Consider the following 24,520-nt stretch of genomic DNA (forward strand, 5'->3'; position numbering starts at 1 on the left):
GGTAAACATGAAAACATCCATGGACGGCTGGGGCAGCGGGCTTGCCGGCGTCATCATCTTCAGCGGGTCGCTGCCGGCGACCCGCATCGCGGTGGCGGATTTTTCGCCGCTGTTCCTGACCTCGGCGCGGGCCGTCATCGCCGCACTGCTGGGGGCGGCGCTGCTTGTCGCGCTGCGCCAGAGCAAACCGTCTCGCGACACTCTCTTCTCCCTCGCTATCGTCGCGCTCGGCGTCGTCGTCGGCTTTCCGCTGCTGACGGCCCTGGCGCTGCAATACATCACATCGGCCCATTCCATCGTTTTCGTCGGGCTCCTGCCGCTGGCCACCGCCGTCTTCGCGGTGCTGCGGGGCGGGAAGCGGCCCAAGCCGATGTTCTGGCTGTTTTCCGGCATCGGCAGCGCGACGGTGGTGGGCTTCGCGCTGAATTCGGGCGCCGAGATCTCCCTGACCGGCGACCTCCTGATGGTCGCGGCGATCATCGCCTGTGGCCTCGGCTACGCGGAGGGCGCAAAACTCTCCCGCACACTGGGCGGCTGGCAGGTCATTTCCTGGGCGCTGATCCTCGCCTTGCCGCTGATGGCCGTCATCGCGCTTGCGACCCTGCCGGACAGCTGGGGCGGCATTGCCGGCGGCGCCTGGGCAGGCCTGGCCTATGTCTCGGTCTTCAGCATGCTCGTCGGCTTCGTCTTCTGGTATCGCGGCCTTGCGATCGGCGGCATTGCTGCGGTCGGGCAATTGCAGCTGCTCCAGCCATTCTTCGGCCTGCTGCTCGCCGCCTTCCTGCTGCATGAGCGCGTCAGCCCGCTGATGCTCCTGACAACACTCGCCATCGTCGCCTGCGTTGCCGGCGCGCGGAAATTTGCGCGATAGGCCCCAATCCGCACACAAACGCCGTGCAGGGAATGGAGCGGTGAGGCGAAATCTGCTATGGATAGCGTCGGCAGTTCTGGCGGGCGACGATCCTGTCCCCGCAGGCGGCCCGGGAGATGCGGATGACGGTGGATGTGCGGACATCGCGGGAGACGGGCAACCACGCGGCGCCCAAGGCGCTGCGCGTCGGTTTCATCCTGTCGAAAAGTTTCACGCTCTCCGCCTTCGCGCTGTTCGTCGATACGCTGCGGCTTGCCAGCGACAGCGAGGACCGCTCCCGCCGCGTCAATTGCGACTGGGACGTCTTGAGCAGCACGCGCAATTTCATCTCCTCGTCGAGCGGCATCCAGGTCGCGCCGACCGCGCCCTTCGCCGATCCCGCCGCTTTCGACTATATCGCCGTGGTCGGCGGCCTGCTCAAGGTCGATGAACCGATCGACAGCTATGCGCGCGCCTATCTGGCCAAGGCCGCCAAGGCCGGTGTCGGGCTGATCGGCCTCTGTACCGGCAGCTTCGTCCTTGCCGAGGCGGGCCTGCTCAAGGGACATACGGCCTGTGTGAGCTGGCTGCACCACCGCGAATTCCGCGCTCGCTACCCGGATATCGAAGCGACGTCGGAGCAGATCTTCCGCTTTGACGGCAAGGTCGCCACCTGCGCCGGCGGCAGCAGCGTAGCGGATCTGGCCGCAACGCTCGTGCGCCACCATGTCGGCGAGGCGGCGGAGCGCAACGCGCTGGAAATCCTGCAGATCCGCCACCGGCGCGACGCCACCGACCTCCAGCCGCGCAACCCGCTTGGCCTTGAGGCGCGAGACCGGCGCGTGCATCTCGCCATCATGATGATGGAGCAGCATACGGAAGACCTGTTGTCCATCGACAGCATCGCCACGATGACGGGTGTCTCCCGACGCCAGCTGGAGCGCCTGTTCGAAAGCGACATGGGCGCCTCGCCGAGCACGATCTATATGAAGATCCGCATGGCCGCCGCCCTCAATATGGTGGTGCGCACCAACAAGCCGCTGATCGAGATCGCGCTCGAAACCGGCTTCGAAAGCCTGTCGCATTTCACCCGCCGTTTCCGCGCGGCCTTCGGCGATACACCCTCGCAGATCCGCCGCGACGGCCGCCGTCAGGCGAGCTGATTTCACTTCTTTGCGGGAACCAAGACGCCCGCCATCCGTTCGGTCTTCATTCTGACAAGGAGACCGTAATGGCAAGCACTGACGTTCAATCTCAGATTTCCGCCCTTCGCGCCGAAATCGCCACGCTCCAGAAGGATCTTGGCGATCGCGGTACCGAGGCCTACGAGACGATCCGCGACCGCGCCGGCAATGCCGTGGATGCGGCTCGTCCGGCCGTGCGCTCGGCAACGAAATATGTGCGCTCCGAGGGTGCTGCCGTCGCGCAGGCGGCGCGCGAGCATCCGGCCGGTCTTTCGACCGTCGTTCTGGCCGCCGGTCTTGCCGGTGTCGTCCTGGGCTATCTGCTCGGTTCCCTCGAAAGCGAGCCACCGCGCCGCCAGCGCTGGTTCTGAACACCGAAAAGCCCGGCATTGCCGGGCTTTTTTATGTCGTTCGATTAGGGTGTTCAGCGGTGGCGCAGGCCAAAGAGGTAGCCGATGAAGGCTGCCCCCGCCAGCGTGGCCAGCGGATTGCTCTGAATGGTCTGGCGCAAATCCTCGCGCAGCGATTCCGCCTTGGCGACGGCGAGCTGGCCGGTGCCTTCGGCAATCAGGCCTGCGGATTCCTTCAGCCGGCTGATCTCCGCTTTCAAGGCTTCGATCTGTTCGGTGACCGAGGCTTCCGCTTCGGCGACGCGGACGTCCTCAGAAATGCTGTCTCGCCCTTCGACGACGCCAAGCGTGCGCTTTCCGGTGCTCTTTTCGTCAGCCATGGACATGTCTCCTGGATTGAATGGAATGGCAAAGGGAAGAACTTCCGCCGCGCCACTTGGTTCCCGTCTTTGATTCAAACTGTGATCGCTGTGGCAGGCAAGGGCGATTGACTCTCCTTTTGTTTAAGAACAAAAAGAGAACGAAAATTCTCGTCAAGGAGCCGCCCGCCAATGTCCGCCTTCGCCGCCAGTGCCGTTGTCGCCGATCTGCGCGACCGCATCCGGCAGTTCGACGGCCGCGCTGCGCGCGACCGGGCGGTGCTGCCCTTCGGTGTGCCCGAGATCGACGAGCGCCTGCCGGGCGGCGGGCTGGCGCTGGCCAGCCTGCATGAGGTCTGCGGCGGCGGCAACGATGCCGTCGAGGGGGCGGCCGCCATGCTCTTTGCCGCCGGCATAGCGGCGCGCACCAAGGGGCAGGTGCTGTGGTGCCTGACGCGGTCGGACCTCTTCGCGCCGGCATTGGCGCAGGCGGGGCTGGCACCTGGCCGTGTCATCTATGTCGAAGCGGGCGACGAAAAGAGCCTGCTCCTCTGTTTCGAGGAGGGACTGCGCCATGGCGGGCTCGGCGCCGTCGTGGCGGAGGTCGCGCGCCTGTCGATGACGGCTTCGCGCCGCCTGCAACTGGCGGCGGAGGCCGGCGGCACGCTCGGCCTCGCACTTAGGCGTTTCCGACATTTGAAGGAAGCGGCAGCCTTTGATCAACCGACGGCCGCCGTTACGCGCTGGCGGGTGTCCGTCCGGCCATCCCTGGCCCTTCCCGTGCCGGGCATCGGCCGGGCGCGCTGGCTGCTGGAACTGACCCGTTGCCGGGCCGGTGCCGCGGCGGAATTTGACGTGGAGGCAACCGATGGCGAGGGTCGTATCGCTTTTTCTTCCCGGCTGGCCGATCGATCGGCTGCGGCGCTCCCTCGGAGCCGCGGCGCCACCGGCTGACCAGCGGCTCGTTCTCGTCGGCCGTGATGGCGCGCGCCGCGTTCTCACCGCGGTGAGCCGGGTGGCCGAGCAGGCGGGCCTGCGCGTCGGCATGCCGCTTGCCAAGGCCCATGCGCTGGTGCCGGATATTCTCACCTTGCCGGCCGATCCCGCCGCTGATGCTGCGGCCCTCAACCGTCTCTCCCTCTGGGCCTTGCAGCATTATGCCCCCATCGTCGCGCCCGATCCGCCGGATGGGCTCGTCATCGACACGACTGGCGCCGACCATTTGCATGGCGGCGAGGAGCGCATGCTGACCGGTCTCGTCAACCGTCTCGGTGCTTCCGGCATTTTCGCTCGTGCGGCGGTGGCCGATACATGGGGCGCGGCGCATGCCGCCGCCCGATTCCTGGCGGCACCCGTCTGCGTCATCCCGCCGGGCGCGGCCGGCAAGGCCGTGGCGCCCTTGCCGATCCCCGGTCTGCGGATTGCGCCGGAAACCGTGACCGGTCTGCATGTGCTGGGCTTTGCCACGATCGGCGAGGTGCTCGCCGTGCCGCGTGCGCCCCTCGTGCTGCGTTTCGGCGCAGGCCTCGGCCGCCGGCTCGACCAGGTGCAGGGCACGGTTTCCGAGCCCGTCGATCCCCTGCGCGACCCCGAACGCGTCAGCGTGCGCAAGGTTTTCGGCGAACCGATCGGCGCGGCCGAGACCATTGCGCGCTACACATCCGAGCTCGTCGGCGATCTCTGCCGGACGCTGGAAAAACGCGGTCTCGGCGCCCGCCGGCTCGATCTGATCTTTCACCGCGTCGACAACACGCTGCAGGCCATCCGCGTCGGCACGGCCCGCGCCGTGCGCGATGAAAAGCGCCTCGTCCGGCTGCTCTGCGACCGTATCGAGACGATCGATCCGGGCTTCGGCATCGAGATCATGGAGCTCACGGCGACGCTTGCCGAACCGCTTGTCCTGCAGCAGGCCGTCTCCTCGCTGATCGAGGAAGAGCAGGCCGATATTGCCGGCCTTGTCGATGTCATCGCGAACCGCATCGGCGCCCGCCGGCTCTATCGCCTCGCGCCGGTCGAAAGCGACGTGCCGGAACGTTCCATCCACCGCATACCGCCGCTTGCGCCCGATGATGGCGCGACATGGCCCGGTCGCTGGCCGCGCCCGGCGCGGCTTCTCGCCCGCCCGGAGCCGATCGAGGTCATGGCGCTGATGCCCGACCATCCGCCCGCCTTCTTCACATGGCGTGGCGTGCGCCGGCGTGTGCAGCGCGCCGACGGCCCCGAGCGCATCTTCGGTGAATGGTGGAAGCGCGATGCCGAGCTTGCCGCCGTGCGCGATTATTTCCAGGTGGAGGATGCGGAGGGCGAACGCTTCTGGCTGTTCCGTTCGGGCGAGGAGCAGCAGATCGTCAACGGCATCGGCCGCTGGTTCCTGCACGGGATTTTCGCATGACGCCACGCTACGCCGAACTCCAGGTCACCTCGCATTTCTCGTTCCTGCGCGGCGCTAGCAGCTGCGCGGAGCTGTTTACCCAGGCAAGTGCGCTCGGCATCGAGGCCCTAGCCGTCGTCGACCGCAACAGTCTGGCGGGCGTCGTGCAGGCCTATCGCGCGGCGAAGGAAACGGGTGTTCGCCTTGTCGTCGGCTGCCGGCTGGATCTTGTCGATGGCATGTCGCTCATCGTCTACCCGACGGACCGCGAAGCCTATGCCCGACTTTGCCGCCTGCTCACCATCGGCAAGAAAAAAGCCGGCAAGGGAAAATGCCATCTCGACTGGCCGGATGTCGTCGAATGGAGCGAAGGCCTGCTCGCCGTGCTGGTCCCCGACGAGGCCGACGACACCGCGGCCTTCCATCTTCGCCGCCTGTCGGAAGCGTTTGCGGGCCGCTGCTACCTTGCGCTTACGCTCCGCCGCCGGCCGAACGACCAGCTGCGCCTCTTCGACCTCTCCAACCTCGCCGCGCAATACCGGGTGCCCACGGTCGTCACCAACGACGTGCTCTACCACGAACCCGCCCGGCGCATGCTGCAGGACATCGTCACCTGCATCCGCCACAACGTCGTCATCGATAATGCCGGCTTCCTGCGCGAACGCCACGCCGACCGCTACCTCAAGCCGCCGCAGGAGATGCATCGCCTGTTCGCGCGTTACCCGGAAGCACTTCAGCGCACAATCGATATCGTGGCGCGCTGCAAATTCTCGCTGGACGAATTGCAGTATCAATATCCGGAAGAGCGGGAATACGCGCATCTCACACCGCAAGAGGCGCTGGAAAAATATACATGGGAAGGGGCAACAAAGCGGTATCCCGATGGGGTGCCCGATTCAGTCGTAAAGAAGTTGAATGATGAATTGCAGCTTATCGAAAAAATGCAATATGCGCCTTACTTCCTGACGGTGAATTCCATTGTCCGGTATGCACGCTCGGTCGGTATTCTCTGTCAGGGCAGGGGATCGGCGGCCAACAGTGCAGTATGCTACGTTCTTGGTATCACTGCCATCGACGCAAGGAACAACGGTCTGCTTTTTGAGCGGTTCGTATCGGAACAGCGCGGCGAGCCGCCCGATATCGACGTCGATTTCGAGCACGAGCGTCGGGAGGAGGTCATCCAGTGGGTCTATGACACCTATGGGCATGACCGTGCTGCGCTTTGTGCCACGGTCATCCGTTATCGCTCGCGCGGAGCCATGCGGGATATCGGCCGGGCGCTCGGCATGCCTGAGGACGTGCTCAAAGCAATATCTTCCCAGGTGTGGGGCTGGTCGAACGATATTCCGAAGGCTGAGATTAAGGACATCGGTTTGAATGTCGATGACCGGCGCATAAGGCTGCTGGTGGAGTTGTCAAAACAGTTGACTGGTGTGCCGCGACATCTCTCTCAGCACCCCGGTGGTTTCGTCCTAACACGCGACCGGCTGGATGATCTCGTGCCGATCGAACCCGCAGCCATGGATGCCCGGCAGGTCATCGAATGGGACAAAGACGATGTCGAGTTCCTGGAGTTCATGAAGGTGGACGTTCTCGCTCTTGGCATGCTTTCCTGCATGCGGCGGGCATTCGAATATTTGAAAAATCTCAAGGGGATCAGCAAGGAGCTCTGGAATATCGAATTGGATGACAAGCCGACCTACGAGATGATCTCCAAGGCGGATACGCTCGGCACGTTCCAGATCGAAAGCCGGGCGCAGATGTCCATGCTGCCGCGCCTCAAGCCCAAGGAGTTTTACGACATCGTCATCCAGGTGGCGATCGTTCGGCCTGGACCGATTCAGGGCGATATGGTGCATCCCTATTTGCGTCGCAGGCAGGGTCTGGAGGTGCCAGACTATCCAGATGATGAAAAACTCAAGGCTGTTTTGAGGAAGACTCTCGGAATTCCCTTGTTCCAAGAGCAGGCTATGCAGGTCGCCATCGTCGGGGCGGGGTTTACGGCAGGAAAGGCGGACCAGTTGCGCCGTGCTATGGCAACCTTCAAGCAGACCGGAGGCGTCGACAAATTTCGAGAGGAACTGATCGCCGGGATGACGAAAAAAGGCTATTCGAAAGAATTCGCCGAACGTATGTGCAAGCAGCTTGAAGGCTTCGGTTCTTACGGCTTCCCGGAAAGCCATGCCTATAGTTTTGCCATCATTGCCTATGCCTCGGCCTGGATGAAACGCCACCATCCGGAAATCTTCTGTGCAGCCTTGCTCAACTCCCAGCCGATGGGTTTTTATGCTCCTGCGCAGATTGTCCGTGATGCACAGGAGCACGGCGTTGAAATGCGCCCTGTCTGCGTCAACGAAAGCCGATGGGACTGCACACTGGAGCCTATGGGCGAGGCTGGGCGCTTTGCGGTGCGGCTTGGCCTTTGCATGGTCAAGGGATTGAACAGCAAAAACTTGGAACGATTCTTTGCCGAACGATCCGAGAGCCTTTTCGTTTCGGTGGACGATCTCTGGCGGCGTTCCGAACTGCCGGCTGCGACACTCGTTGAATTCGCGGAGGCCGATGCCTTTCTCCCTTCGCTCAGCCTTTCCCGTCGCGATGCGCTCTGGGCGATCCGCGCGTTGCGCGATGAGCCGCTGCCGCTTTTTACGGCGGCTGCAAGGCGGGAAGAGGCAGTGATCGCGGAACTGGACGAACCCGCCGTTGCATTGCGCCCCATGACGGCCGGCAACGAGGTGGTGGAGGATTATGGTCATGTCGGCCTGACGCTGCGCGCCCATCCCGTCAGTTTCCTGCGGCAGGATTTGCAGCGGCAAGGGATATTGTCATGTCAGGTCGCAACGAATCTTCAGGATCGCCAGCCTGTCGAATTGGCGGGTCTGGTGCTCGTGCGCCAGCGCCCGGGTTCGGCTAAGGGTGTCATCTTCGTGACGATCGAGGATGAGACGGGCATTGCCAATCTCGTTGTCTGGAAGAAGGTTTTCATGACCTATCGCGCGGTCGTGATGGGGGCATCCATGCTGGGCGTCAAGGGCTACATCCAGCGCGAAGGGGCCGTAGTGCATGTCGTGGTGCAACAACTAACGGATCTCTCCGGGCTGCTCGCCAGTGTCGGCCGTCGTGATACGCCTTTTCCTCTGCCGCATGGGCGGGGCGACGAGTTCCACCATGGCAGCCCACCACACGATCCGCGCGGTGCGCCAAAACTTGGAAAGGCACGCAATCTCGTCGATGGCTATGGCCATATCGACGAGATCCGCGTCAAATCCCGCGATTTCCACTGACCCTACATGAAATCGCGTGGGATCACCTTTTCGAAGGATTTCTCGAAGATCTGCCCTTCACCCTCGAAGGCGCGGACATTCGCGGAGATCAGCCAGTCGGTCGCGGTGCAGGCAATGGTCGCCGTCGAGACCGTACGGACGAACCAGCCGGGGCGCTGCATGTCGCAGGTCCAGACGGAGGTGCCGGTCATCGAGAGCGGATCGTTTTCGGCAATCGACCAAAGCTCGTCGCGTACCTGCCGGGTCGCAAGGCCCGTGCCGGGATGCTCGTAGAGGCCGGTATCTTCGTAGATCGTGTATTCGGTGAGACCGTTCGTCAGGTCGCGCTCCACACCCCGTGCCGTCTCGCCGGGGGCAAGCTCGGTGTATTTCGGCAAGGGATCGGGGTTCTGCGGCTCCGGGATGGCGATAACTTGGTGGGCGCCGAGCTTGGGCAAAGCAAGGCCGAGCGAGGCGAGATCGATCGTCACGCCGGCATCGACCGGCGGCGGCAACACCATTGGCCAATAGGCGGTCGAGAGCGACAGGCGGATGCGGTGGCCGGGGCTGAAACGATAGCCCATCGCGTCGAGCACGAGGCGGATGCGGACCTTCTCCCCCTTCGGCATGGCCTTCGGTTCGGCATTGCCGTCGCGATGGGCGAGGTTGACGACGCCGAAGGTGACGCGCGTCGCCGTGCCGTCGGGGTGGATATCGACGATGCGGGCGCAGAGATTGGCGATGTCGACCTCGGTCGATACATCGAGCTCCAGCACGGGCTGGCCGAGAAAGTCCTGCGCTTGCGCGAGCGGCGCGGTCTCGATCACCAGCGAGCCGGCATCGTCGAGGCGCTGGTCGAGCGCCATTTCGGCATCCGGCTTCAGCGTGAACCATTCGCCGGCCATGATGCCGGTGTCGAGCGGCGATTTCAGGTAACGATCATGACCTGAAGCGCCGGCAATCGGCATGCCGGGGGCGAGCGTGCCATATTGCTCGACGTAGAAGGTCGCCATGTCGGGTGCCTCCCAGCGGTCCTTCGCCGCCCAGAAGCCGGGATCGAACTCACGACGCAGCGCCGGGCGGGCGGCATCCTGGATATAGGCGCGCACCTGCGGCGTGTTCTCCGCGCCGTTCTCCTCGCCGCGCAGCCAATGGTTCCAGAAGGCGATGGCCTCGGCGTGGAAATCCGTGCGGGGCTTCGGCCAGGCGAAATGCGGATATTTGTGGATCCAGGGGCCGATCAATGCCTTCGCCTTGTCGCCAAGCCCTTCGACGGCCTTCAGCGGCGTGCTGCGATAACCATCCGCCCAGCCGGCGATGACGAGGGCAGGCACGGGAAAGCCGGAAAAATCCTCGCAGATCGAGCCGTGCTGCCAGAAGGCATTGCGGCGCTGATGCTGTAGCCAAGTCTCCAGGAAGAAGGGCTCTTTTTCCAGCCGCTCGAGCCACATGGCCTTCCAGCGGTCGCCGACGATATCGGGGTCCGGCGAGCGGGACTGGTAGGCGAGCATGGTCGCGGCCCAGGAGAGCTGGGCGGAGAGATGCGTGCCGTTCTTGTAATGGATGTCGTCGTTGTAGCGATCGACGGTGGAGGCGATGGAAATGACCGCCTTCAGCGCCGGCGGCTTGAGGCTTGCGACTTGCAGGCAGTTGAAGCCGCCCCAGGAGATGCCCATCATGCCGACCGCGCCGTTCGACCAGGGCTGTGCGGCGATCCAGGCGATGAGCTCGCAGGCATTGGCGAGTTCCAGCGGCGTGTATTCGCCGTCGATAACGCCGTCGGATTCGCCCGAGCCCCTGATATCGACACGCACGCCGGCAATGCCGGCCGCGGCGAAGACGGGATAGGTCGATTCATCGCGCGGGCTCGTTCCATCACGCTTGCGATAGGGCAGGAATTCGAAGACGGCGGGCACGGGATCGTTTTGTGCGCCCTCGGGCATCCAGATGCGGGCGGCGAGCCGTGTGCCGTCGGCGAGCGTGATCCATTCGTTTTCGATGGTGGTGAAGGCGCGAGATGTCATGAGCAATCCTCTTCTGCGCTCTTTATGGAGCGCGCCCCGGAGGCGGGCAATACGATGGTTTTGACCTTCCGTGTCGCTTTTCGGGTTCGGCTTGTCGGCGCTGCAAAACTCGCCTACGAAAATGGCAGCGAGGGAGGGCGCCATGCAGGAAGATCACACGGTTTCGGAGGGACGGTTGGACGACCCGCAGCGCGCCTATAAGATCCTGATCGCCGATCTCGTCGGCCTGCGCTTCGACGCGCAAGGCAATCCCGATCCCGGCGAGGTGCGCGCGCATATCGAGGCCAAGGGCGGCACTTTTCATGCGGGCGCCTATCAGCGCGAGACCCTGCCGCCGGGCCTGCATTTCTTCTACCAGCCGGATCTGAGCGCCGAGACCGAGATCATCGCCCAGACGGCGGATGGGCGTTACGACGCGCTGATTGCGGCGGCGACCTTCATTCCCAAACAGGCGATCTTTCCGCTCGGCGGCGTGCGCATCGGCGCGGGCACCGGCAATATGGGCTCAGCCTCCTGGGGCGGCGGCAATGGCGAGGGCGGCGCGGCACCCCTGATCAACACGCCCGGCATCAATAGCCGCGCCACGGCGCAGATGGTGATGAAGGCGATCCTCAAGGTGACGCCGGACCTGCCGGTCGCGCAGCTGCATGCACGCGTGGCGGCCGGTGATTTCGATACGGGCCGCGACCTCAAATCCTACCCGACCGCCAAGCTCGAGGGCCGCCGCATGGCGGTGCTCGGTTATGGCAATATCGGCCGCGAGGTGGCCCGTCTCGCCCAGGCCTTCGGCATGCTTGTGACGATCTATGCCCGGCCGAAGCATCGGCAATGGATCGAGGCCGAGGGTTTTGGCTACGCAGCCTCACCGGTGGAGGCGGCCGATGGGGCGGATGTGCTTTCCGTGCATGTCGGCCTCGGCCGGCTGGACGAGGCGACGCGGGTCTATGCCAATGCCGGCATTGTCAGCGAGGCGGTGATGGCGGCGATGAACCGTGGCGCGGTCATCGTGGACTACGATCGTGGCGAGGTGGTGGATACGGCCGCCCTCGACCGGGCGCTGGCCTCGGGCCAGGTACGCCATGCGGCCATCGATGCCGATCTGTTCAAGAACGCGACGAGCGGCGCGCTGAGCGGCCCGATGCTGCCCTACCTGAAGCTCGTTGAGCGCCATCCCGGAAAACTCGAACTGCTGCCCCATGCCGCCGCAGATACGGATCATCCCTCGCGTGTCGCCGGCGCCTGCCAGGCGGTCGATCAGATCGTCGATGTCATCCGTTTCCGGCGGGTGACGAATCTGAAGGGCGACCTGCCCGAGGGCTATGTCGATGCCGGGGCGAAGGTGCCGCATGGCATCGGCCGCGTTACTACGGCAACACTCGCGGCGGCGGCGGTCGATCCGCGTTTTGCCGAACTCAACGGCATTTCCCGCGAGATCGCCGATACGTTCGAGGCGATCGTCGAGGCGGTGGACGAGGGCATGACGCACCAGCCGGCGCATGGCGACGTCGCCTCGTTGACCCATCTCCTGCTGCGCCAGCGCCGGCTTCTCGAAGCGCTGGGGCTGGATGGGCCGGCGGAGGCCTGAGGAACTTTCGTCCTGCCCGCAAGTTCTTTCCCTGAGAAGCAATTCAGGGAGTGTCCGCCATGACCCACCAGCAAGACGAACGCGGCGATCCGATCACCCGCACGCACGATCCCGTCCGCAAGGACTATTCCGCCCGCGAGACCCGGCAGGGCGGCCCCGGCCGGCCGGTGCTGAAAGTGCTCGGCATCAGCCTTGCCCTGGCTGTCATCGCCTGGGGTGCGGTGGAAATTTTTGGCGAGCACATCGATCCCTCTGCGCCGGTCGATGCGACGCAGACGTCGTCCACCACCAGCGGTGAGCCGGCGCAGGATACGATCGATAACAGCGTGCCCGGCGGCGGCGAGACGGTGCCGACGGATCGCTCGCCCACACAGCAGTCCGGTACCGGTGGCGATAGCCAGCGGGTGACGCCTGACGGGACTGCGAACTAAGCGCCCCGGCCATACTGCTGCATGACGGCCATCAGCGCATCGTGGTCGATAGCATCGACGCGCAGGCGGTCATGCGGGGTTCCGCCGGCACTTTCCGCTGCCAGCATGGCGTTGACCACCGCTTCCTCCACGCTATCGACCGCTGCCGCATAGACGGGGTCGAGATATTCGTCATTGACCATTTCGATATTGAGCCTCGCCGGCGCTCGGTGCGCCATGGGCTGCGGATTGGCGGTGGAGAAGGCGAGGAAGATATCACCGGAATTGTTGCCGCCGGGCGTGCCGTTGCGGCCGATGCCGATCGAGGCGCGGCGGGCGAGGCGCTTCAGCTGGTGCGGCGCCATAGGCAGGTCGGTTGCGATGACGACGATGATCGAGCCGCGTTCCTTCAGCTGGCTTTGCGGTGTGTTGTCCATGAGGTGTTTGCCGACGGGCACGCCGCAGATAGCCAGCCAGTCACGCTGGCCGTGATTGGCCTGCACGAGGGTGCCGATAGTGTATTCCTTGTCGCCATAGGAGACGACGCGCGACGAGGTGCCGGTGCCGCCCTTGAAGCCATAGGTGATCATGCCCGTGCCGCCGCCGCAATTGCCTTCGGAAACGGGGCCGCGGGAGAGGTTTTCCAGCGCCGCGCGGGCGTCCGCCTCCGTCACCGGCATGCCGTTGATGTCGCTGAGTGCCCCGTCATAGGTCTCGGCGACGACGGGCATCAGCCAGAGGAAATCCCCGATATCGTAGGTCGAGGCGTAGCGCTCCAGCATCCAGCGGATCGTCGCGTGATGGGTGATGCCAACGCCGTGCGTGTTGGTGATCATGACCGGGCCGAGGAAGGTGCCGCCGTCCTCGATCCAGTGCGTGCCGGTCATCTCCCCATTGCCGTTGAAGCGGTGCAGGCCGGCATAGACGGGCACGGGCGTTTCGCTTTCGCTGTGCGGCAGAATGGCGGTGACGCCGGTGCGCACCGGCAGCTTGCGGCCGGGGCGCGGGGTTTCCTCGCGGATGGTCTGGAAGCCGACGGCGATGCCCTCGACATCGGTGATGGCGTTGAGCGGGCCGGTGCGGCCGGTGAAAGGCAGGCCAAGGGCGCGGGCGCGGGGTTTTTTATGGGTCATGATTATTTCTGCCGGGAGCGAAGATAGAGGCCGAGGGAGGCGATGACGAAGGAGAAGGTCAGCATCATCACGGCGATGGCGTTGATCTCCGGCTTGATGCCGCGCCGGAGCATGGCAAAGATGAACATCGGCAGCGTCGTCACATCGACGCCGGCGATGAAATAGGTGATGACGAGATCGTCCATCGAGATGATGAAGGCGAGCAGCGCGCCGCCGACGATGCCGGGCAAAAGCTGCGGAAACACCACCTTGCGGAAGGTCGTCCATTCGTTGGCGCCGAGATCGGCCGAGGCGTGCTCCAACGTGCGGTCCATGCCGGCAAGCCGGGCGGTGACGACGATGAAGACGTAGGAGATCAGGAAGGTGCACTGGCCGATGATGATCGTCTTCAGGCCGAGATTGATGCCGGAATTGACGAAGAAGATCAGGAGCGCGATGCCGAGCACGATATCGGGCATCAGCATCGGCATGAACATGACGGTGCGGTAGAAACGCCTTCCGAAGAAATCGAAACGGTAGAGCGCGATCGCCATAGCGGTGCCGAGCACGGTGGCGATCGCCGTGGTGGATGTCGCGATGATCAGGCTGTTCCAGAGGGCTTCGACGAGCTGGCTGGTCGATTCCAGATAGAGCGCGTTTTCAGAAATCGTCGTTTTGAAGCCGAGGACCTGGGCGTACCATTCGGTGGTGAAGCCGGTCCAGGTCATCATGTTGACCGGGTTCGCATTGAACGAATAGACGGCGATCAGCGCGAGCGGAATGTAGATGAAGGCGAAGAACAGCGCGGTATAGGCAATCAGGCTGCCGCGGGCGAGCGAAGCGAAAATCTTCATGGCCGCTCTCCTCAATGTCCGGTCGCGGGATCGAAACCGCGACGGCCGGAAATGACGACGTGGATGAAGAGCAGCACCAGCATGACGGTCATCACCATCATGGCGAGCGCCGAGCCGAAGGGCCAGTTGCGCGCGGCGAGGAACTGCTGCTCGATGAGATTGCCCAGCATCATGACCTTCGCGCCGCCGAGAATGGCCGGCACGACGAAATTGCCGAGCGCGGGGATGAAGACGATGACCGCGCCGCCGGCAATGCCGGGCGCCGTCAGCGGCAGGATGATGCGCAGGAAGGTGCGGATTGGCCCGGCGCCGAGATCAAGCGAGGCGCGCACCAGCGTCCAGTCGAGCTTTTCGACGCTGGCATAGACCGGCATGAACATGAAGGGGATGAAGACATAGACCATGCCGAGGATGATCGCGCCGTCCGTATAGATGAGGTCGAGCGGACGTGCGACGACGCCGGTGCCGAGCAGCACCTCGTTGACGAGGCCGGTCGGACGCAGGATCAGCACCCAGATGAACAGCCGCACGATCAGGCTGGTGAAGAAGGGCAGCGTGATCAGGAAGAGGCAGAAATTCTTCCACCGGTCCGAAAGCCGGCTGATGCAGAAGGCGGCCGGATAGCAGACGAGCAGTGTCGCCACGACCGTCATGGCCGCAATCTTCAGCGAGCGCAGGAAGATCGCGATGTAGATTGGATCGAAATCCTCGAACATCGGATCGGCGAAGCCAAGGATGCGGCCGTAATTGTGCGGATACCAGGTCCATTCCACCCCGCCGTAGAGGCCGGGCGCCAGAAAGCTCGTCACGATCATGATGGCGAGCGGGCCGAGGAAGAAGACCGCCAGGAACAGCGAGACCGGCCCGAGCAGGACGGCAAGCTGGACGCGGCGGCGAAAGGCAATCGACGTCATGTCAGGCCGCCTCCGCCGGAATGAGGTGCACCGCCGCGGGATCATAGGCAAGGCGCGCGCGGCGCGACTGCTCGATCTCGCCGACGAGGCTGCGTCGCACGGCGGGAATTTCCGCGATGACGCGCCGACCGGTCACTGTCCGGCCGAACAGTTCGAAGGTCGAGCCGACGAAGACGATCTGTTCGAGATCGACATCGAGGCTCGGCGCGCTGTCGCCGGGTTGGGCGATGAAGAACTGCTCGGGGCGGATGAGCGCGGTTGCCGTGCCGGTCGCGCCCGGCCGGCCATGGGAAATGGAAAGACCGTCTTTCGTGACGAGCTGTCCACTGCCGGCCTCGCCCTCGAAGAGGTTGCTGGCGCCGACGAAGGTGGCGACGAAACTGTTCTTCGGCTGGTCGTAAATCGCGCGCGGCGTGTCGAGCTGCTGGATGCGCCCGCCCGAGAGCACGGCGACACGGTCCGACATGGTCAGCGCCTCCTGCTGGTCGTGCGTCACGAAGATGAAGGAGATGCCGAGCTCATTCTGCAACGTCTTCAGCTCGATCTGCATGGACTGGCGCAGGTTCTTGTCGAGCGCTGACAGCGGCTCGTCGAGCAGGAGCAGCTTCGGCCGGGCGATGATGGCGCGGGCAAGCGCCACACGCTGCTGCTGTCCGCCCGAGAGCTGGCGCGGCTTGCGGCCCTCCATGCCTTCCAGCCCGACCATGCGCAACGCGTCGCCGACGCGCCGGGTGCGTTCCGCCTTAGCAACACCGGCGACTTCCAGCGCATAGCCGGTGTTTTCGCCGACCGTCATATGGGGGAAGAGCGCGTAGTTCTGGAACACCGTGTTGACCGGGCGGCGATAAGGCGGTCGGTCGGTCATGTCCTCGCCGTCGATCAGGATACGCCCGGCGTCGAGCTGGACGAAGCCGCTGATCGCCTGGAGCAGGGTGGTCTTGCCGCAGCCCGATGGTCCGAGCAGCGTCAGGAACTCGTTGCTGATGACATCGAGGTCGATCGCGTCCAGCGCCGTCACGGTCTGTCCCTCGGGCGTGGCAAAGGCCTTCGCCGCCTTTTCCAGGCGGACTATGGAATCTCGCATCGTCGTTCCCCATTAATGTTATAAAAATAACGCTTGTGCGATTTAGATATCTGGATACCATTTGTTCATCCAAGTCAACGGCCGAAAGAAGCCGGGACGGGAAAGACGGTGCAAAGGAAAGCGCCGGGGCCACGACGGGCCAAACCATCAGAGGAGACTATTCGATGCCGAAATCGCATGATGCCGGTCTGTCCGGCTTTCGCCGCGCCGCTTTTTCGCTCGCCGTGCTCATGGCCACGACGGGCATGGCCAGCGCCGCCGAGCTCAACGTCTATAACTGGGGCGAATATATCAATCCGGAGGTCTTGAAGAAGTTCGAGGAGGAAACCTCGATCAAGGTCAACCTCTCGACCTATTCCTCCAACGAGGAAATGCTGGCCAAGATCCAGGGCGGCGCCACGGGCTATGACATCGTCTTCCCGTCCGTGCATATGCAGGACATCATGGCCAAGCTCGATCTTCTGGAGAAGACCGACATCAACAAATATGAAGGCTTCAAGAATATCGATCCGGCCTTCCTGCGCGCCAAGAGCGACCCGAACGGTGAATATTGCCTGCCCTATGCCTGGGGTTCGGTCGGCATCATGTACAACCGCAAGGTGCTCGGCAAGGATATCACGGGCTGGAAGGACCTGATCGAGACCGTGAAGGCCAAGGGCCTGAAATTCACCCTGCTCGACGACATGCGCGAAGTGCTGGCGGTCGGCCTCATCCTGAACGGCCACAAGATCAACTCGACGGACCCGGCCGAATTGCAGCAGGCGGCGGACACGATCATCGCCATGAAGCCGGATGTGGCGGCCTTCACCTATGACGAGCGTCCGATGGTGCAAGCGGGCGACGTGGCGGCCGGGCACGCCTTCGTCGGTGCGATGGTGGATATCTTCGCCAATGAAAAGGACCTCGGCTACGTGATCCCCGAGGAGGGGGCGACCATGTACCAGGAGGATATCTGCGTGCTGAAAACCGCGCCGAACAAGGACAACGCGATCAAGTTCCTCCAGTTCTATACGCGCCCGGAAATCGTCGCTCTCAACGTCTCGCAGCAGACCAACGGCACCGCCAACGTGCCGGCGCGGGAATTGACCCCGGAAAAGATCAAGAATAGCAAGGAAATCAACCCGCCGGCCGAGACGATGGCACGTCTCCAGATATTCGAGGATCTGGGTCCGGCCCTGCGTCAGGTGGACCGTGTCTGGACGCGGGTCAAGACGGCGCAATGAGCCCGGTGTGAGTGCGGTTGATACCCGCCCGTCTTTGGACGGGCGGGATTTCGAAGAGAGGGGCGACGTGTCGAAACGCATTCTGAAGCTCGTTCAGTCCGACGACCTCAGGCGGTCCAAATCCGACAAGCTGATCGCCCATTACATCGAGCGCAACATCGCCGAGCTGCCCTTCGAGACGGCGCGGTCGATCGCCCAGCGCTTGGAACTCTCGCCCATGACCATCGGCCGCTATCTGCGCCGCATGGGTTTCGACGGGCTCGACGAGCTGAAGAGCGAGCTGCGCCGCGGCAGTTCCAACCCCGCCTGGCAGGTCAAGGGACAGGTCGGGCGATTGGAGCAGGACCGCAAGGACGGCAAGCTGCTCGCCGGGCTCATCCAGCAGCAGATCGACAATCTCGGCGAGATTTACGCCATCACGACCGCGCCGGAATGGCAGCAGACGATCGACGCGCTGATCGGCGCGACGGAGGTCTATGTCGCCGCCTATCAGAACGTGCGCGGCATCGCGCAGTATTTTGCAAGCCAGCTCTCCTACACCCGCCCGCGCGTGCAATTCGTCGACGGCGTCAACGGCACCTATGCCGAAGTGCTCGACGGCTCCGTCGAGGGGCGGCTGCTCTTCCTGCACGACGTACGCCGCTTTGCCGCCAAGGCCCGGCCGCTGGCGCTGGAAGCCCGGCGGGCCGGCGTGAAGGTCGTGCTGCTGACCGATGAATTCTGCCCCTGGGGGCCGGAAGTCTCCGACATCTGCCTCATCGTGCCCGGCTCGCACGGGCCGCTTTGGGATGGCGCCGCGACCATGACGGCGGTGATGGATCTCATGTTGAGCAACATCATCGTCGAGATGGGCGACGAGGTGAGCGAGCGTGTCGACCGGCTGACACGCCTGCAGGATGTCTTCGGGGATTTCGAAAGCTGATTTTCACCGTCACCTTGACGCCGCCGAACGGTGCGGACTAAGGATGGGACGACGGTTCCCCGAAGGATGACTCCCAGGGGATTAATAGGGAACACGGTGCGGATGACCCAACAGGGACCCATTCCGTGGCTGCCCCCGCAACTGTAGGCGGATTGCCGCCTGTCCTCGTGACGCGTCTCGCGTCATGCCACTGTGCGTTTGCACGGGAAGGCAGACAGGCAGCAGATATCCGTGAGCCAGGAGACCTGCCGTCAGAGCCGAGAGTGCTGCTTGCCATGCACTCCAGATCCAAGTCACGGGCGGGGAAGCCCGGAACAGGAGACGCCATGACGAGCCAGACTGCCGCCCGCGGCAGACCCCTAATCGTTTTCTCCCGACCGCATTCGGTGCGCCCTTCGTGGTCCATCGGCTGAGCCCGCACGCCTTCACTCTCCGGGAGAAATCCATGACCTTGTTTTCCGCGGCCCTGCGCGCCGCATCCCTCGCTTCCGCCCTTGCCGGCGCGGTAACCCTCATCGCCTCCGGCACGGCCCAGGCCGCCGAGACGCAGTATCCGCTGACGCTGCAGAATTGCGGCCGCCCGGTCACCTTCCAGAAGGCGCCGACGCAGACCGTTTCGATTGGCCAGAGCTCGACCGAAATCCTCTACATGCTCGGCCTGGCCGACAAGGTGGTGGGCACGGCGCTGTGGGTCGGCCCGGTCATCAAGGGCTATGAAGACGTCAACGCCAGGATCGACCGTCTGGCCGACAACGAGCCGAGCTTCGAAAGCGTGCTCGCCAAGAAGCCGGATATCGTCACGGTGCAGTTCCAGTGGCAGGTCGGGCCGGAAGGCGTCGTTGCCAAGCCCGAGCAGTTCGAGGAGCTCGGCATTCCCGTCTACACCTCGCCGTCCGATTGCGTCGGCAAGGAAAACAGCGCGGCCAGCGACGGCGTCCGCCATCAGGTCTTCACCATGGAGCTGGTCTATCAGGAGATCCGCGAGATGGCGCAGATCTACGATATCCAGGACAAGGGCGAAGAGGTCGTTGCCGCGCTGAAGGCACGCGAAGAGGCGGCCCGTGCCAAGGTTGCCGCCGCCAAGGACAGGCTCTCGGCCGTCTTCTGGTTCTCCAGCGCCGCCGATGCCGATCCCTATGTCGCCGGCAAGAACGGCGCGCCGGGCTACATCATGTCGGCGCTCGGCATCGAAAACATCATCAAGACCGAGGACGAATGGCCGACCGTCGGCTGGGAAACCATCGCCAAGGCCGCGCCGACGATGATCGTCGCGGGCTCGATGGAGCGCCGCCGCTATCCGCTCGACAGCCTTGAGGCGAAGCTCGACTTCCTGAAGACCGACCCGGTCGCAAGCCTCATGCCGGCGGTGAAGAGCAACTATGTCTTCGACATGGACGCTCAGGCGATGAACCCGACGATCCGTACCATCGAAGGCATCGAGCGTCTGGCCGATGCTATTGAAAAGGCTGGTTTGGCCAAGTGATCTCCGATCGTCCCATCCTGCTTCGGACGGGCGCCGCTTTCGCGGCGCTCCTTCTGTTGCTGTTTGCGCTCGGCGTCGGCGCCGCAGTCGGCGAGACGGCCATCCCTCTCGACGTGGTCGCCAAGACGGTGGCCAACCGCCTCTGGCATGCAGGCTACCCGCTGGAGCCGATCGACGAGGGCATCATCTGGAACTACCGGCTGAGCCGGGCGATGGTGGCTGCCTGCTGCGGCTCGGCCCTGGCGCTCTGCGGCGTCATCCTGCAATCGCTGCTGCGCAATGCGCTGGCCGATCCCTATATTCTCGGCATCTCCGCCGGCGCTTCGACCGGTGCCGTCAGCGTGGCGATTCTCGGTATCGGGGCCGGTGCCCTAACGCTGCCGGCCGGCGCCTTCCTCGGCGCGCTCGTCGCTTTCGGCCTCGTCAGCGCGCTCGCCTTGCGCGCCGGGCGCGGCACGAGCGCAATCATCCTGGCCGGCATCGCGGGCTCGCAACTCTTTAACGCGCTCACCTCCTTCATCGTCACCAAGGCGGCGAGCGCGGAGCAGGCACGCGGTATCATGTTCTGGCTGCTCGGCAATCTCTCGGGCGTGCGCTGGCCGGATGTCTGGCTGGCGCTGCCGGTAGCGATCCTCGGGCTTCTCGTGTGCCTGTGGCACGCCCGCGCGCTCGATGCCTTCACCTTCGGCACGGAATCGGCCGCCTCGCTCGGCATTCCCGTGCGCCGGGTCTATGTCGTGCTGATCGCCATTTCCGCGCTGATGACGGCGACCATGGTTTCCATCGTCGGCTCGATCGGCTTCGTCGGCCTCGTTATTCCCCATGCCGCGCGCATGGTGGTCGGCGTGCGGCATGGCCTGCTTCTGCCGGCCTCGGCGCTGATCGGCGCCATCTTCATGATCGCGGCGGACGTGCTGTCGCGTGTCATCATCCCCGGCCAGGTCCTGCCCATCGGCGTCATCACGGCACTGTTCGGCGCGCCCGCCTTCGCGCTCATCCTCAGCCAGAGGAGGTCTGCCCTGTGACACTGTCTGCCAAAAACCTGCACTGGTCGGCCGGTGGTGCGACCATCCTGTCGGATGTCTCGCTGGATGTGCGCCCCGGCGAATTCCTCGGCATCATCGGCCCGAACGGCTCCGGCAAGACGAGCCTGATGTCGCTGATGTCAGGCATCCGCAAGCCGCAGGCCGGCGCCGTCCTGCTCGACGGCACGCCGCTTTCGGATCACGGCCGTCAGGCCATCGCCCGGCGCATCGCCTTTGTCGAGCAGCAGGCGGAAACGACCGAGCGCATCACCGCGCGCCAGGCCGTCGAGCTCGGCCGTACGCCCTATCTCGGCGCGCTCACGCCCTGGTCGCGGACCGATGATGCCATCGTCGACCGGGCGCTGGAGGAGGTCGATATGGCGCATTTCGCCGGCCGGCTCTGGCACACACTGTCAGGCGGCGAACGGCAGCGGTTGCATATCGCTCGAGCGCTTGCCCAGCAATCGCCGATCCTGCTGCTCGACGAGCCGACCAATCATCTCGATATTGGCCACCAGATCAGCCTGCTCCAGCTGGTGCGCGAGCAGGAGCTGACGGTCGTTGCGGCCCTGCACGATCTCAACCACGCCGCCATGTTCTGCGACCGAATCGCCGTCATGCAGGGTGGGCGCATCGTGGCGCTGGGCACGCCGGCTAAGGTGCTGGAGCCGCAGCGTCTGCTGGAAGTCTTCGGCGTCACCGTGGATGTGGAGCGGGACAGTGCCGGCGGCTGCTTCATCCGCTATCGCCGCCCGGAGCCGCGGCCGCTGCGGCTGAAACTCGTTGCCAACGAGGGGACGTGATGCACGGCACGCTCTCCAACGACCATCTGAAGGAAGACATCCGGGACTATTGGTCCCGCCGCTCGCAAACCTTCGATCTCGCCTTCGGCCACCGTATTCCCGAAGGGCCGGAATTCGACGCCTGGGCGGCGGCGATCCGCGCGCATCTGGGGCCGGAGCCGTGCCGCGTGCTGGAGCTTGCCTGCGGTACGGGGGAGGTGACGCGCCTGCTGCTGTCGCTCGGTCATGAGGTGACGGCGCTCGATTTTTCCGAGGCGATGTTGTCGGTGGCGCGCAAGAAGCATGAGCGCGCCAAGGGCCTTCGCTTTCTGCTCGCCGACGCGGAAAACCCGATGGAGCCGGACGAAAGCTATGACGCCATCGTCTGTCGCCATCTCGTATGGACGCTGACGACGCCCGAGCAGGCCTTTGCGGAATGGCACCGCATGCTGAAGCCCGGCGGCATGCTGCTGTTCTTCGATGGCGACTGGGCCGCCCCAACGCGGCTCGGCCGGCTGGCAAGCCGCGCCATCGCGGTGCTCGATCGGTTCATCGGCACCGACCCGAATTATGACGGCGCGATGAGCGATCGGCATTCCAGCATCATGCAGCGCCTGCCTTTTGGCGACGGGCTGACGGTCGAGCGCGTGTTGACCTTGCTGGAGGCGGCCGGTTTCCGCGATATGACGATTGGTTCCCACGCCCCCATCGCCAGGGCACAACGCCGGACGGCGGACCTGCGCAATACGCTGCGCACGCTGCTTTATCGTCGCTTTATTCTCTGCTGCCGCAAGCCTGTTTAGGCTTCCGGCTCCACTGTCAACTTGACACGGTCGGCGGCGAAGCGGGTGCGGGAAAACTGGATCGGCGTTCCCGCAAGGTCGGTGTTGATGGCTGTCGCGACGAGGATGATCGCACCGGGCGAAAGCTTCAGGTGCCGGATATCGTCGCCCTCGGCGTGAATGGCCGAGATTTCCGTTGAGCGGCGCACATAGTCGGCGACGCCGAGCTTGCGGAACGAAGCGGTGACGGAGCGGGTCTGCTCGAAAATCCCGCCGATCTCGCCGAAACGGTCGGCCGGGAAATAATGAGTCGCGCGCGAGATGGGGCGTTTGTCGGCGCTATTGACGGTTTCCATGCGCACACAGAGCGTGCCGATGGGGAGCCCGAGGGCTTCGGCCACGATCGATGGTGCAACCTCGGTTGCCGCCTCCAGCATCTTGCTTTCTATGTCGCGCGTCTGATTGCCGAGGCCCTGCGAAAAGCGCGTGCGCTTCGAAATCGGAAAGCGCAGCCGGTCGCGCCGCTCGATGCGGGTGCCGATGCCCTGGATGGGGCGCACGATGCCTTCTTCCGCCAGTGCCGCCATGGCGCTGCGCACCGTGTGGCGGTTGACGCCGAAGCGGGCGGCCAGCGTCATTTCCGGCGGCATCATACCGGTTTCGTCGAAATCACCATTGTTGATTGCGAGCCGCATGCGGTCGGCGATCTGCCGCCAGAGCGCCACGCCCGATTGCCGTTCCACCATTTTCGCCCCGCGATTTCGCCCGCTGTCACACCCTTGTCATTCCGGCCGATTAAGACAAGACTTAGATGTTCGGTTGTCTAGATTAATAGACATTTGGAGATGAGGCAATGGCATCAGTTGAGAAAATGTCCGAAGCAGCCGCAAAGGGCGCGGCGGCGGAACGGCAGAGGGCGATGGGCCTGCTTGCGAAGGCGAGCCGGAAGGAATTGCAGGCGGCATTCGACGCGCTTGCGGACAAGCCGGTCGTGCAGCCGGTGCGCGGGCCGGAAACGGGTCTCATCATGGTGCGCGGCCGCATTGGTGGCGGCGGTGCGCCGTTCAATCTCGGCGAGGCGACGGTGAGCCGCGCCAGCATCCGTCTTGCGGATGGCACGGTCGGTCATGGCCAAGCGCTTGGTACCGATGGCGCGAAGGCCCGGCTTTCGGCGATCTTCGGTGCGCTCTTCCAGCAGCCGGCCCACCGGGCCGAAGTGGATGCGCTGCTTTCCGTTATCGCGGCGCGCATTGCCGATGAGGATGCCGAAAAAGCCCGCCAGACGGCCGCCACCCGCGTCGATTTCTTCACCATGGTTCGCGGAGAGGACTGATGACTTTGGATACACTCGCCTTTTCCGGCGGTTTTCAGGAGCCGGTCTTCCAGGCCCAAGCCGTCTTCCGCACGCTGATGGATTGCATGGCCCGTCCGGGCATGATCGGCGATATCGCCCCGACCGTCACGCCGCCCAAGCCGATGACACCGGCCGCCGGCGCCATCGCGCTGACGCTCTGCGATCATGACACCACCGTCTGGCTGACGCCGGCGCTCGCCGCCTCCGCCTTGCCCGGCTGGCTTGCCTTCAATGCCGGCGCGGTGCTGGCGGAGGAACGCCAGAACGCCCGCTTCGCCTTCATCGAGAAGGGCGCGATGCTGCCGAATTTCTGCCTCTTCGCGCAGGGCACGCAGGAATATCCGGACCGTTCCACGACGCTGGTCGTCGAAATCGAGGCCTTCGAAGGCGGCCGGCCGCTCGTCCTGAAAGGGCCGGGCATCCGCATGCAGGAGGAAATCGCGCCGGTCGGCCTGCCCGACATGTTCCCGCAGTTCTGGGCGGAGAACCGCCAGAAATTCCCGCGCGGCGTCGATCTGATCCTCGTTGCCGGCGACAGGATCGTCTGCCTGCCGCGCACCACCGTCATCAGTGTGAAAGAGGCGTAACC

The 24,520-nt window shown here is 64.3% G+C and carries 22 protein-coding genes, 1 pseudogene and 1 riboswitch; of the genes and pseudogenes, 16 read left to right on the forward strand and 7 right to left on the reverse strand.

Annotated features, from left to right (window positions below):
* Positions 1-7 precede the first annotated feature (7 nt).
* The 3 genes from AC27VQ_RS01130 (at position 8) to AC27VQ_RS01140 (ending at position 2,405) form a co-directional block, all read left to right on the forward strand.
* On the forward strand, positions 8-871 hold the full coding sequence (locus AC27VQ_RS01130) for a DMT family transporter (protein ID WP_488714851.1): 864 nt from the start codon (positions 8-10) through the stop codon (positions 869-871).
* Between the two features lie 122 nt (positions 872-993).
* Positions 994-2,013: a GlxA family transcriptional regulator gene (locus AC27VQ_RS01135; RefSeq protein WP_488714852.1), complete on the forward strand. Its 1,020-nt coding sequence runs from the start codon at positions 994-996 to the stop codon at positions 2,011-2,013.
* Between the two features lie 68 nt (positions 2,014-2,081).
* A complete protein-coding gene (locus tag AC27VQ_RS01140) occupies positions 2,082-2,405 on the forward strand; it encodes a hypothetical protein (RefSeq protein WP_313532817.1) in 324 nt (107 codons plus the stop codon).
* Positions 2,406-2,458: 53 nt separating this feature from the next.
* Here AC27VQ_RS01140 and AC27VQ_RS01145 read toward each other — a convergent pair whose 3' ends face one another.
* Entirely contained in the window at positions 2,459-2,764 is a 306-nt protein-coding gene (locus tag AC27VQ_RS01145; protein WP_488714853.1) for a hypothetical protein, read from the reverse strand.
* A gap of 171 nt (positions 2,765-2,935) precedes the next feature.
* Between AC27VQ_RS01145 and AC27VQ_RS01150 the strand changes: the two genes are divergently transcribed.
* From AC27VQ_RS01150 to AC27VQ_RS01160, 3 genes are read left to right on the forward strand one after another with little or no spacing between them, the layout of a single operon-like run.
* Positions 2,936-3,697 carry an ImuA family protein gene (locus tag AC27VQ_RS01150; protein ID WP_488714854.1) on the forward strand — a complete coding sequence of 254 codons (762 nt, stop codon included), beginning with the start codon at positions 2,936-2,938 and terminating at the stop codon, positions 3,695-3,697.
* Positions 3,612-5,135 carry a DUF6504 family protein gene (locus AC27VQ_RS01155; RefSeq protein ID WP_488714855.1) on the forward strand — a complete coding sequence of 508 codons (1,524 nt, stop codon included), beginning with the start codon at positions 3,612-3,614 and terminating at the stop codon, positions 5,133-5,135. Before AC27VQ_RS01150 ends, AC27VQ_RS01155 begins: the two co-directional genes overlap by 86 nt.
* Positions 5,132-8,398 carry an error-prone DNA polymerase gene (locus tag AC27VQ_RS01160; protein WP_488714856.1) on the forward strand — a complete coding sequence of 1,089 codons (3,267 nt, stop codon included), beginning with the start codon at positions 5,132-5,134 and terminating at the stop codon, positions 8,396-8,398. The genes AC27VQ_RS01155 and AC27VQ_RS01160 overlap by 4 nt, the downstream gene beginning before the upstream one ends.
* 2 nt (positions 8,399-8,400) lie before the next feature.
* Here the strand turns inward: AC27VQ_RS01160 and AC27VQ_RS01165 are convergent, their stop codons facing one another.
* A complete protein-coding gene (locus AC27VQ_RS01165) occupies positions 8,401-10,401 on the reverse strand; it encodes a CocE/NonD family hydrolase (protein ID WP_488714857.1) in 2,001 nt (666 codons plus the stop codon).
* Positions 10,402-10,573: 172 nt separating this feature from the next.
* Here AC27VQ_RS01165 and AC27VQ_RS01170 point away from each other — a divergent pair.
* Positions 10,574-11,986: pseudogene (locus AC27VQ_RS01170) on the forward strand (NAD(P)-dependent oxidoreductase); the annotation flags it as partial.
* A 59-nt stretch (positions 11,987-12,045) separates the two neighbouring features.
* Positions 12,046-12,417, forward strand: a complete 372-nt coding sequence (locus tag AC27VQ_RS01175; RefSeq protein WP_117370340.1) for a hypothetical protein — start codon at positions 12,046-12,048, stop codon at positions 12,415-12,417.
* On the opposite strand, the gene AC27VQ_RS01180 is transcribed toward AC27VQ_RS01175, so the two are convergent.
* Genes AC27VQ_RS01180 through AC27VQ_RS01195 form a run of 4 tightly spaced genes read right to left on the reverse strand, consistent with a single transcriptional unit; the run spans position 12,414 to position 16,360 of the window.
* Positions 12,414-13,529, reverse strand: coding sequence for a DmpA family aminopeptidase (locus AC27VQ_RS01180; RefSeq protein ID WP_488714858.1), 1,116 nt, complete (start codon positions 13,527-13,529; stop codon positions 12,414-12,416). The two genes, AC27VQ_RS01175 and AC27VQ_RS01180, sit on opposite strands and share 4 nt — an antisense overlap.
* A 2-nt stretch (positions 13,530-13,531) precedes the next feature.
* Positions 13,532-14,362: an ABC transporter permease gene (locus AC27VQ_RS01185; RefSeq protein WP_488714859.1), complete on the reverse strand. Its 831-nt coding sequence runs from the start codon at positions 14,360-14,362 to the stop codon at positions 13,532-13,534.
* Positions 14,363-14,373: 11 nt separating this feature from the next.
* Positions 14,374-15,276 (reverse strand): ABC transporter permease, encoded by a 903-nt coding sequence (locus AC27VQ_RS01190; protein WP_488714860.1) that lies wholly within the window; start codon positions 15,274-15,276, stop codon positions 14,374-14,376.
* 1 nt (position 15,277) lies between these two features.
* Positions 15,278-16,360: an ABC transporter ATP-binding protein gene (locus tag AC27VQ_RS01195; protein ID WP_488714861.1), complete on the reverse strand. Its 1,083-nt coding sequence runs from the start codon at positions 16,358-16,360 to the stop codon at positions 15,278-15,280.
* A 230-nt stretch (positions 16,361-16,590) separates the two neighbouring features.
* Here AC27VQ_RS01195 and AC27VQ_RS01200 point away from each other — a divergent pair, with 230 nt between their 5' ends.
* From AC27VQ_RS01200 to AC27VQ_RS01225, 6 genes are all read left to right on the forward strand, one after another.
* Positions 16,591-17,583: a polyamine ABC transporter substrate-binding protein gene (locus AC27VQ_RS01200; protein WP_488715234.1), complete on the forward strand. Its 993-nt coding sequence runs from the start codon at positions 16,591-16,593 to the stop codon at positions 17,581-17,583.
* A 67-nt stretch (positions 17,584-17,650) separates the two neighbouring features.
* Positions 17,651-18,505 carry a MurR/RpiR family transcriptional regulator gene (locus AC27VQ_RS01205; protein ID WP_488714862.1) on the forward strand — a complete coding sequence of 285 codons (855 nt, stop codon included), beginning with the start codon at positions 17,651-17,653 and terminating at the stop codon, positions 18,503-18,505.
* 35 nt (positions 18,506-18,540) lie between these two features.
* A riboswitch (cobalamin riboswitch) is annotated at positions 18,541-18,772 on the forward strand.
* A 178-nt stretch (positions 18,773-18,950) separates the two neighbouring features.
* Positions 18,951-19,988 carry an ABC transporter substrate-binding protein gene (locus AC27VQ_RS01210; RefSeq protein ID WP_488714863.1) on the forward strand — a complete coding sequence of 346 codons (1,038 nt, stop codon included), beginning with the start codon at positions 18,951-18,953 and terminating at the stop codon, positions 19,986-19,988.
* A complete protein-coding gene (locus AC27VQ_RS01215; protein ID WP_488714864.1) occupies positions 19,985-21,013 on the forward strand; it encodes a FecCD family ABC transporter permease in 1,029 nt (342 codons plus the stop codon). The genes AC27VQ_RS01210 and AC27VQ_RS01215 overlap by 4 nt, the downstream gene beginning before the upstream one ends.
* Complete coding sequence (locus tag AC27VQ_RS01220; protein ID WP_488714865.1) at positions 21,010-21,816, forward strand: ABC transporter ATP-binding protein; 807 nt, start codon at positions 21,010-21,012, stop codon at positions 21,814-21,816. Before AC27VQ_RS01215 ends, AC27VQ_RS01220 begins: the two co-directional genes overlap by 4 nt.
* A complete protein-coding gene (locus AC27VQ_RS01225) occupies positions 21,816-22,598 on the forward strand; it encodes a class I SAM-dependent methyltransferase (RefSeq protein ID WP_488714866.1) in 783 nt (260 codons plus the stop codon). The genes AC27VQ_RS01220 and AC27VQ_RS01225 overlap by 1 nt, the downstream gene beginning before the upstream one ends.
* On the opposite strand, the gene phnF is transcribed toward AC27VQ_RS01225, so the two are convergent.
* A complete protein-coding gene (gene phnF, locus AC27VQ_RS01230) occupies positions 22,595-23,323 on the reverse strand; it encodes a phosphonate metabolism transcriptional regulator PhnF (RefSeq protein ID WP_488714867.1) in 729 nt (242 codons plus the stop codon). The two genes, AC27VQ_RS01225 and phnF, sit on opposite strands and share 4 nt — an antisense overlap.
* Before the next feature lie 107 nt (positions 23,324-23,430).
* Here phnF and phnG point away from each other — a divergent pair, with 107 nt between their 5' ends.
* Together phnG and phnH are read left to right on the forward strand one after the other, a co-directional pair.
* Positions 23,431-23,910: a phosphonate C-P lyase system protein PhnG gene (phnG, locus tag AC27VQ_RS01235; protein WP_488714868.1), complete on the forward strand. Its 480-nt coding sequence runs from the start codon at positions 23,431-23,433 to the stop codon at positions 23,908-23,910.
* Complete coding sequence (gene phnH / locus AC27VQ_RS01240) at positions 23,910-24,518, forward strand: phosphonate C-P lyase system protein PhnH (RefSeq protein WP_488714869.1); 609 nt, start codon at positions 23,910-23,912, stop codon at positions 24,516-24,518. Before phnG ends, phnH begins: the two co-directional genes overlap by 1 nt.
* The last annotated feature ends 2 nt before the right edge of the window (positions 24,519-24,520 follow it).

It is taken from the genome of Shinella sp. 20P9.1.1 (assembly GCF_057798995.1).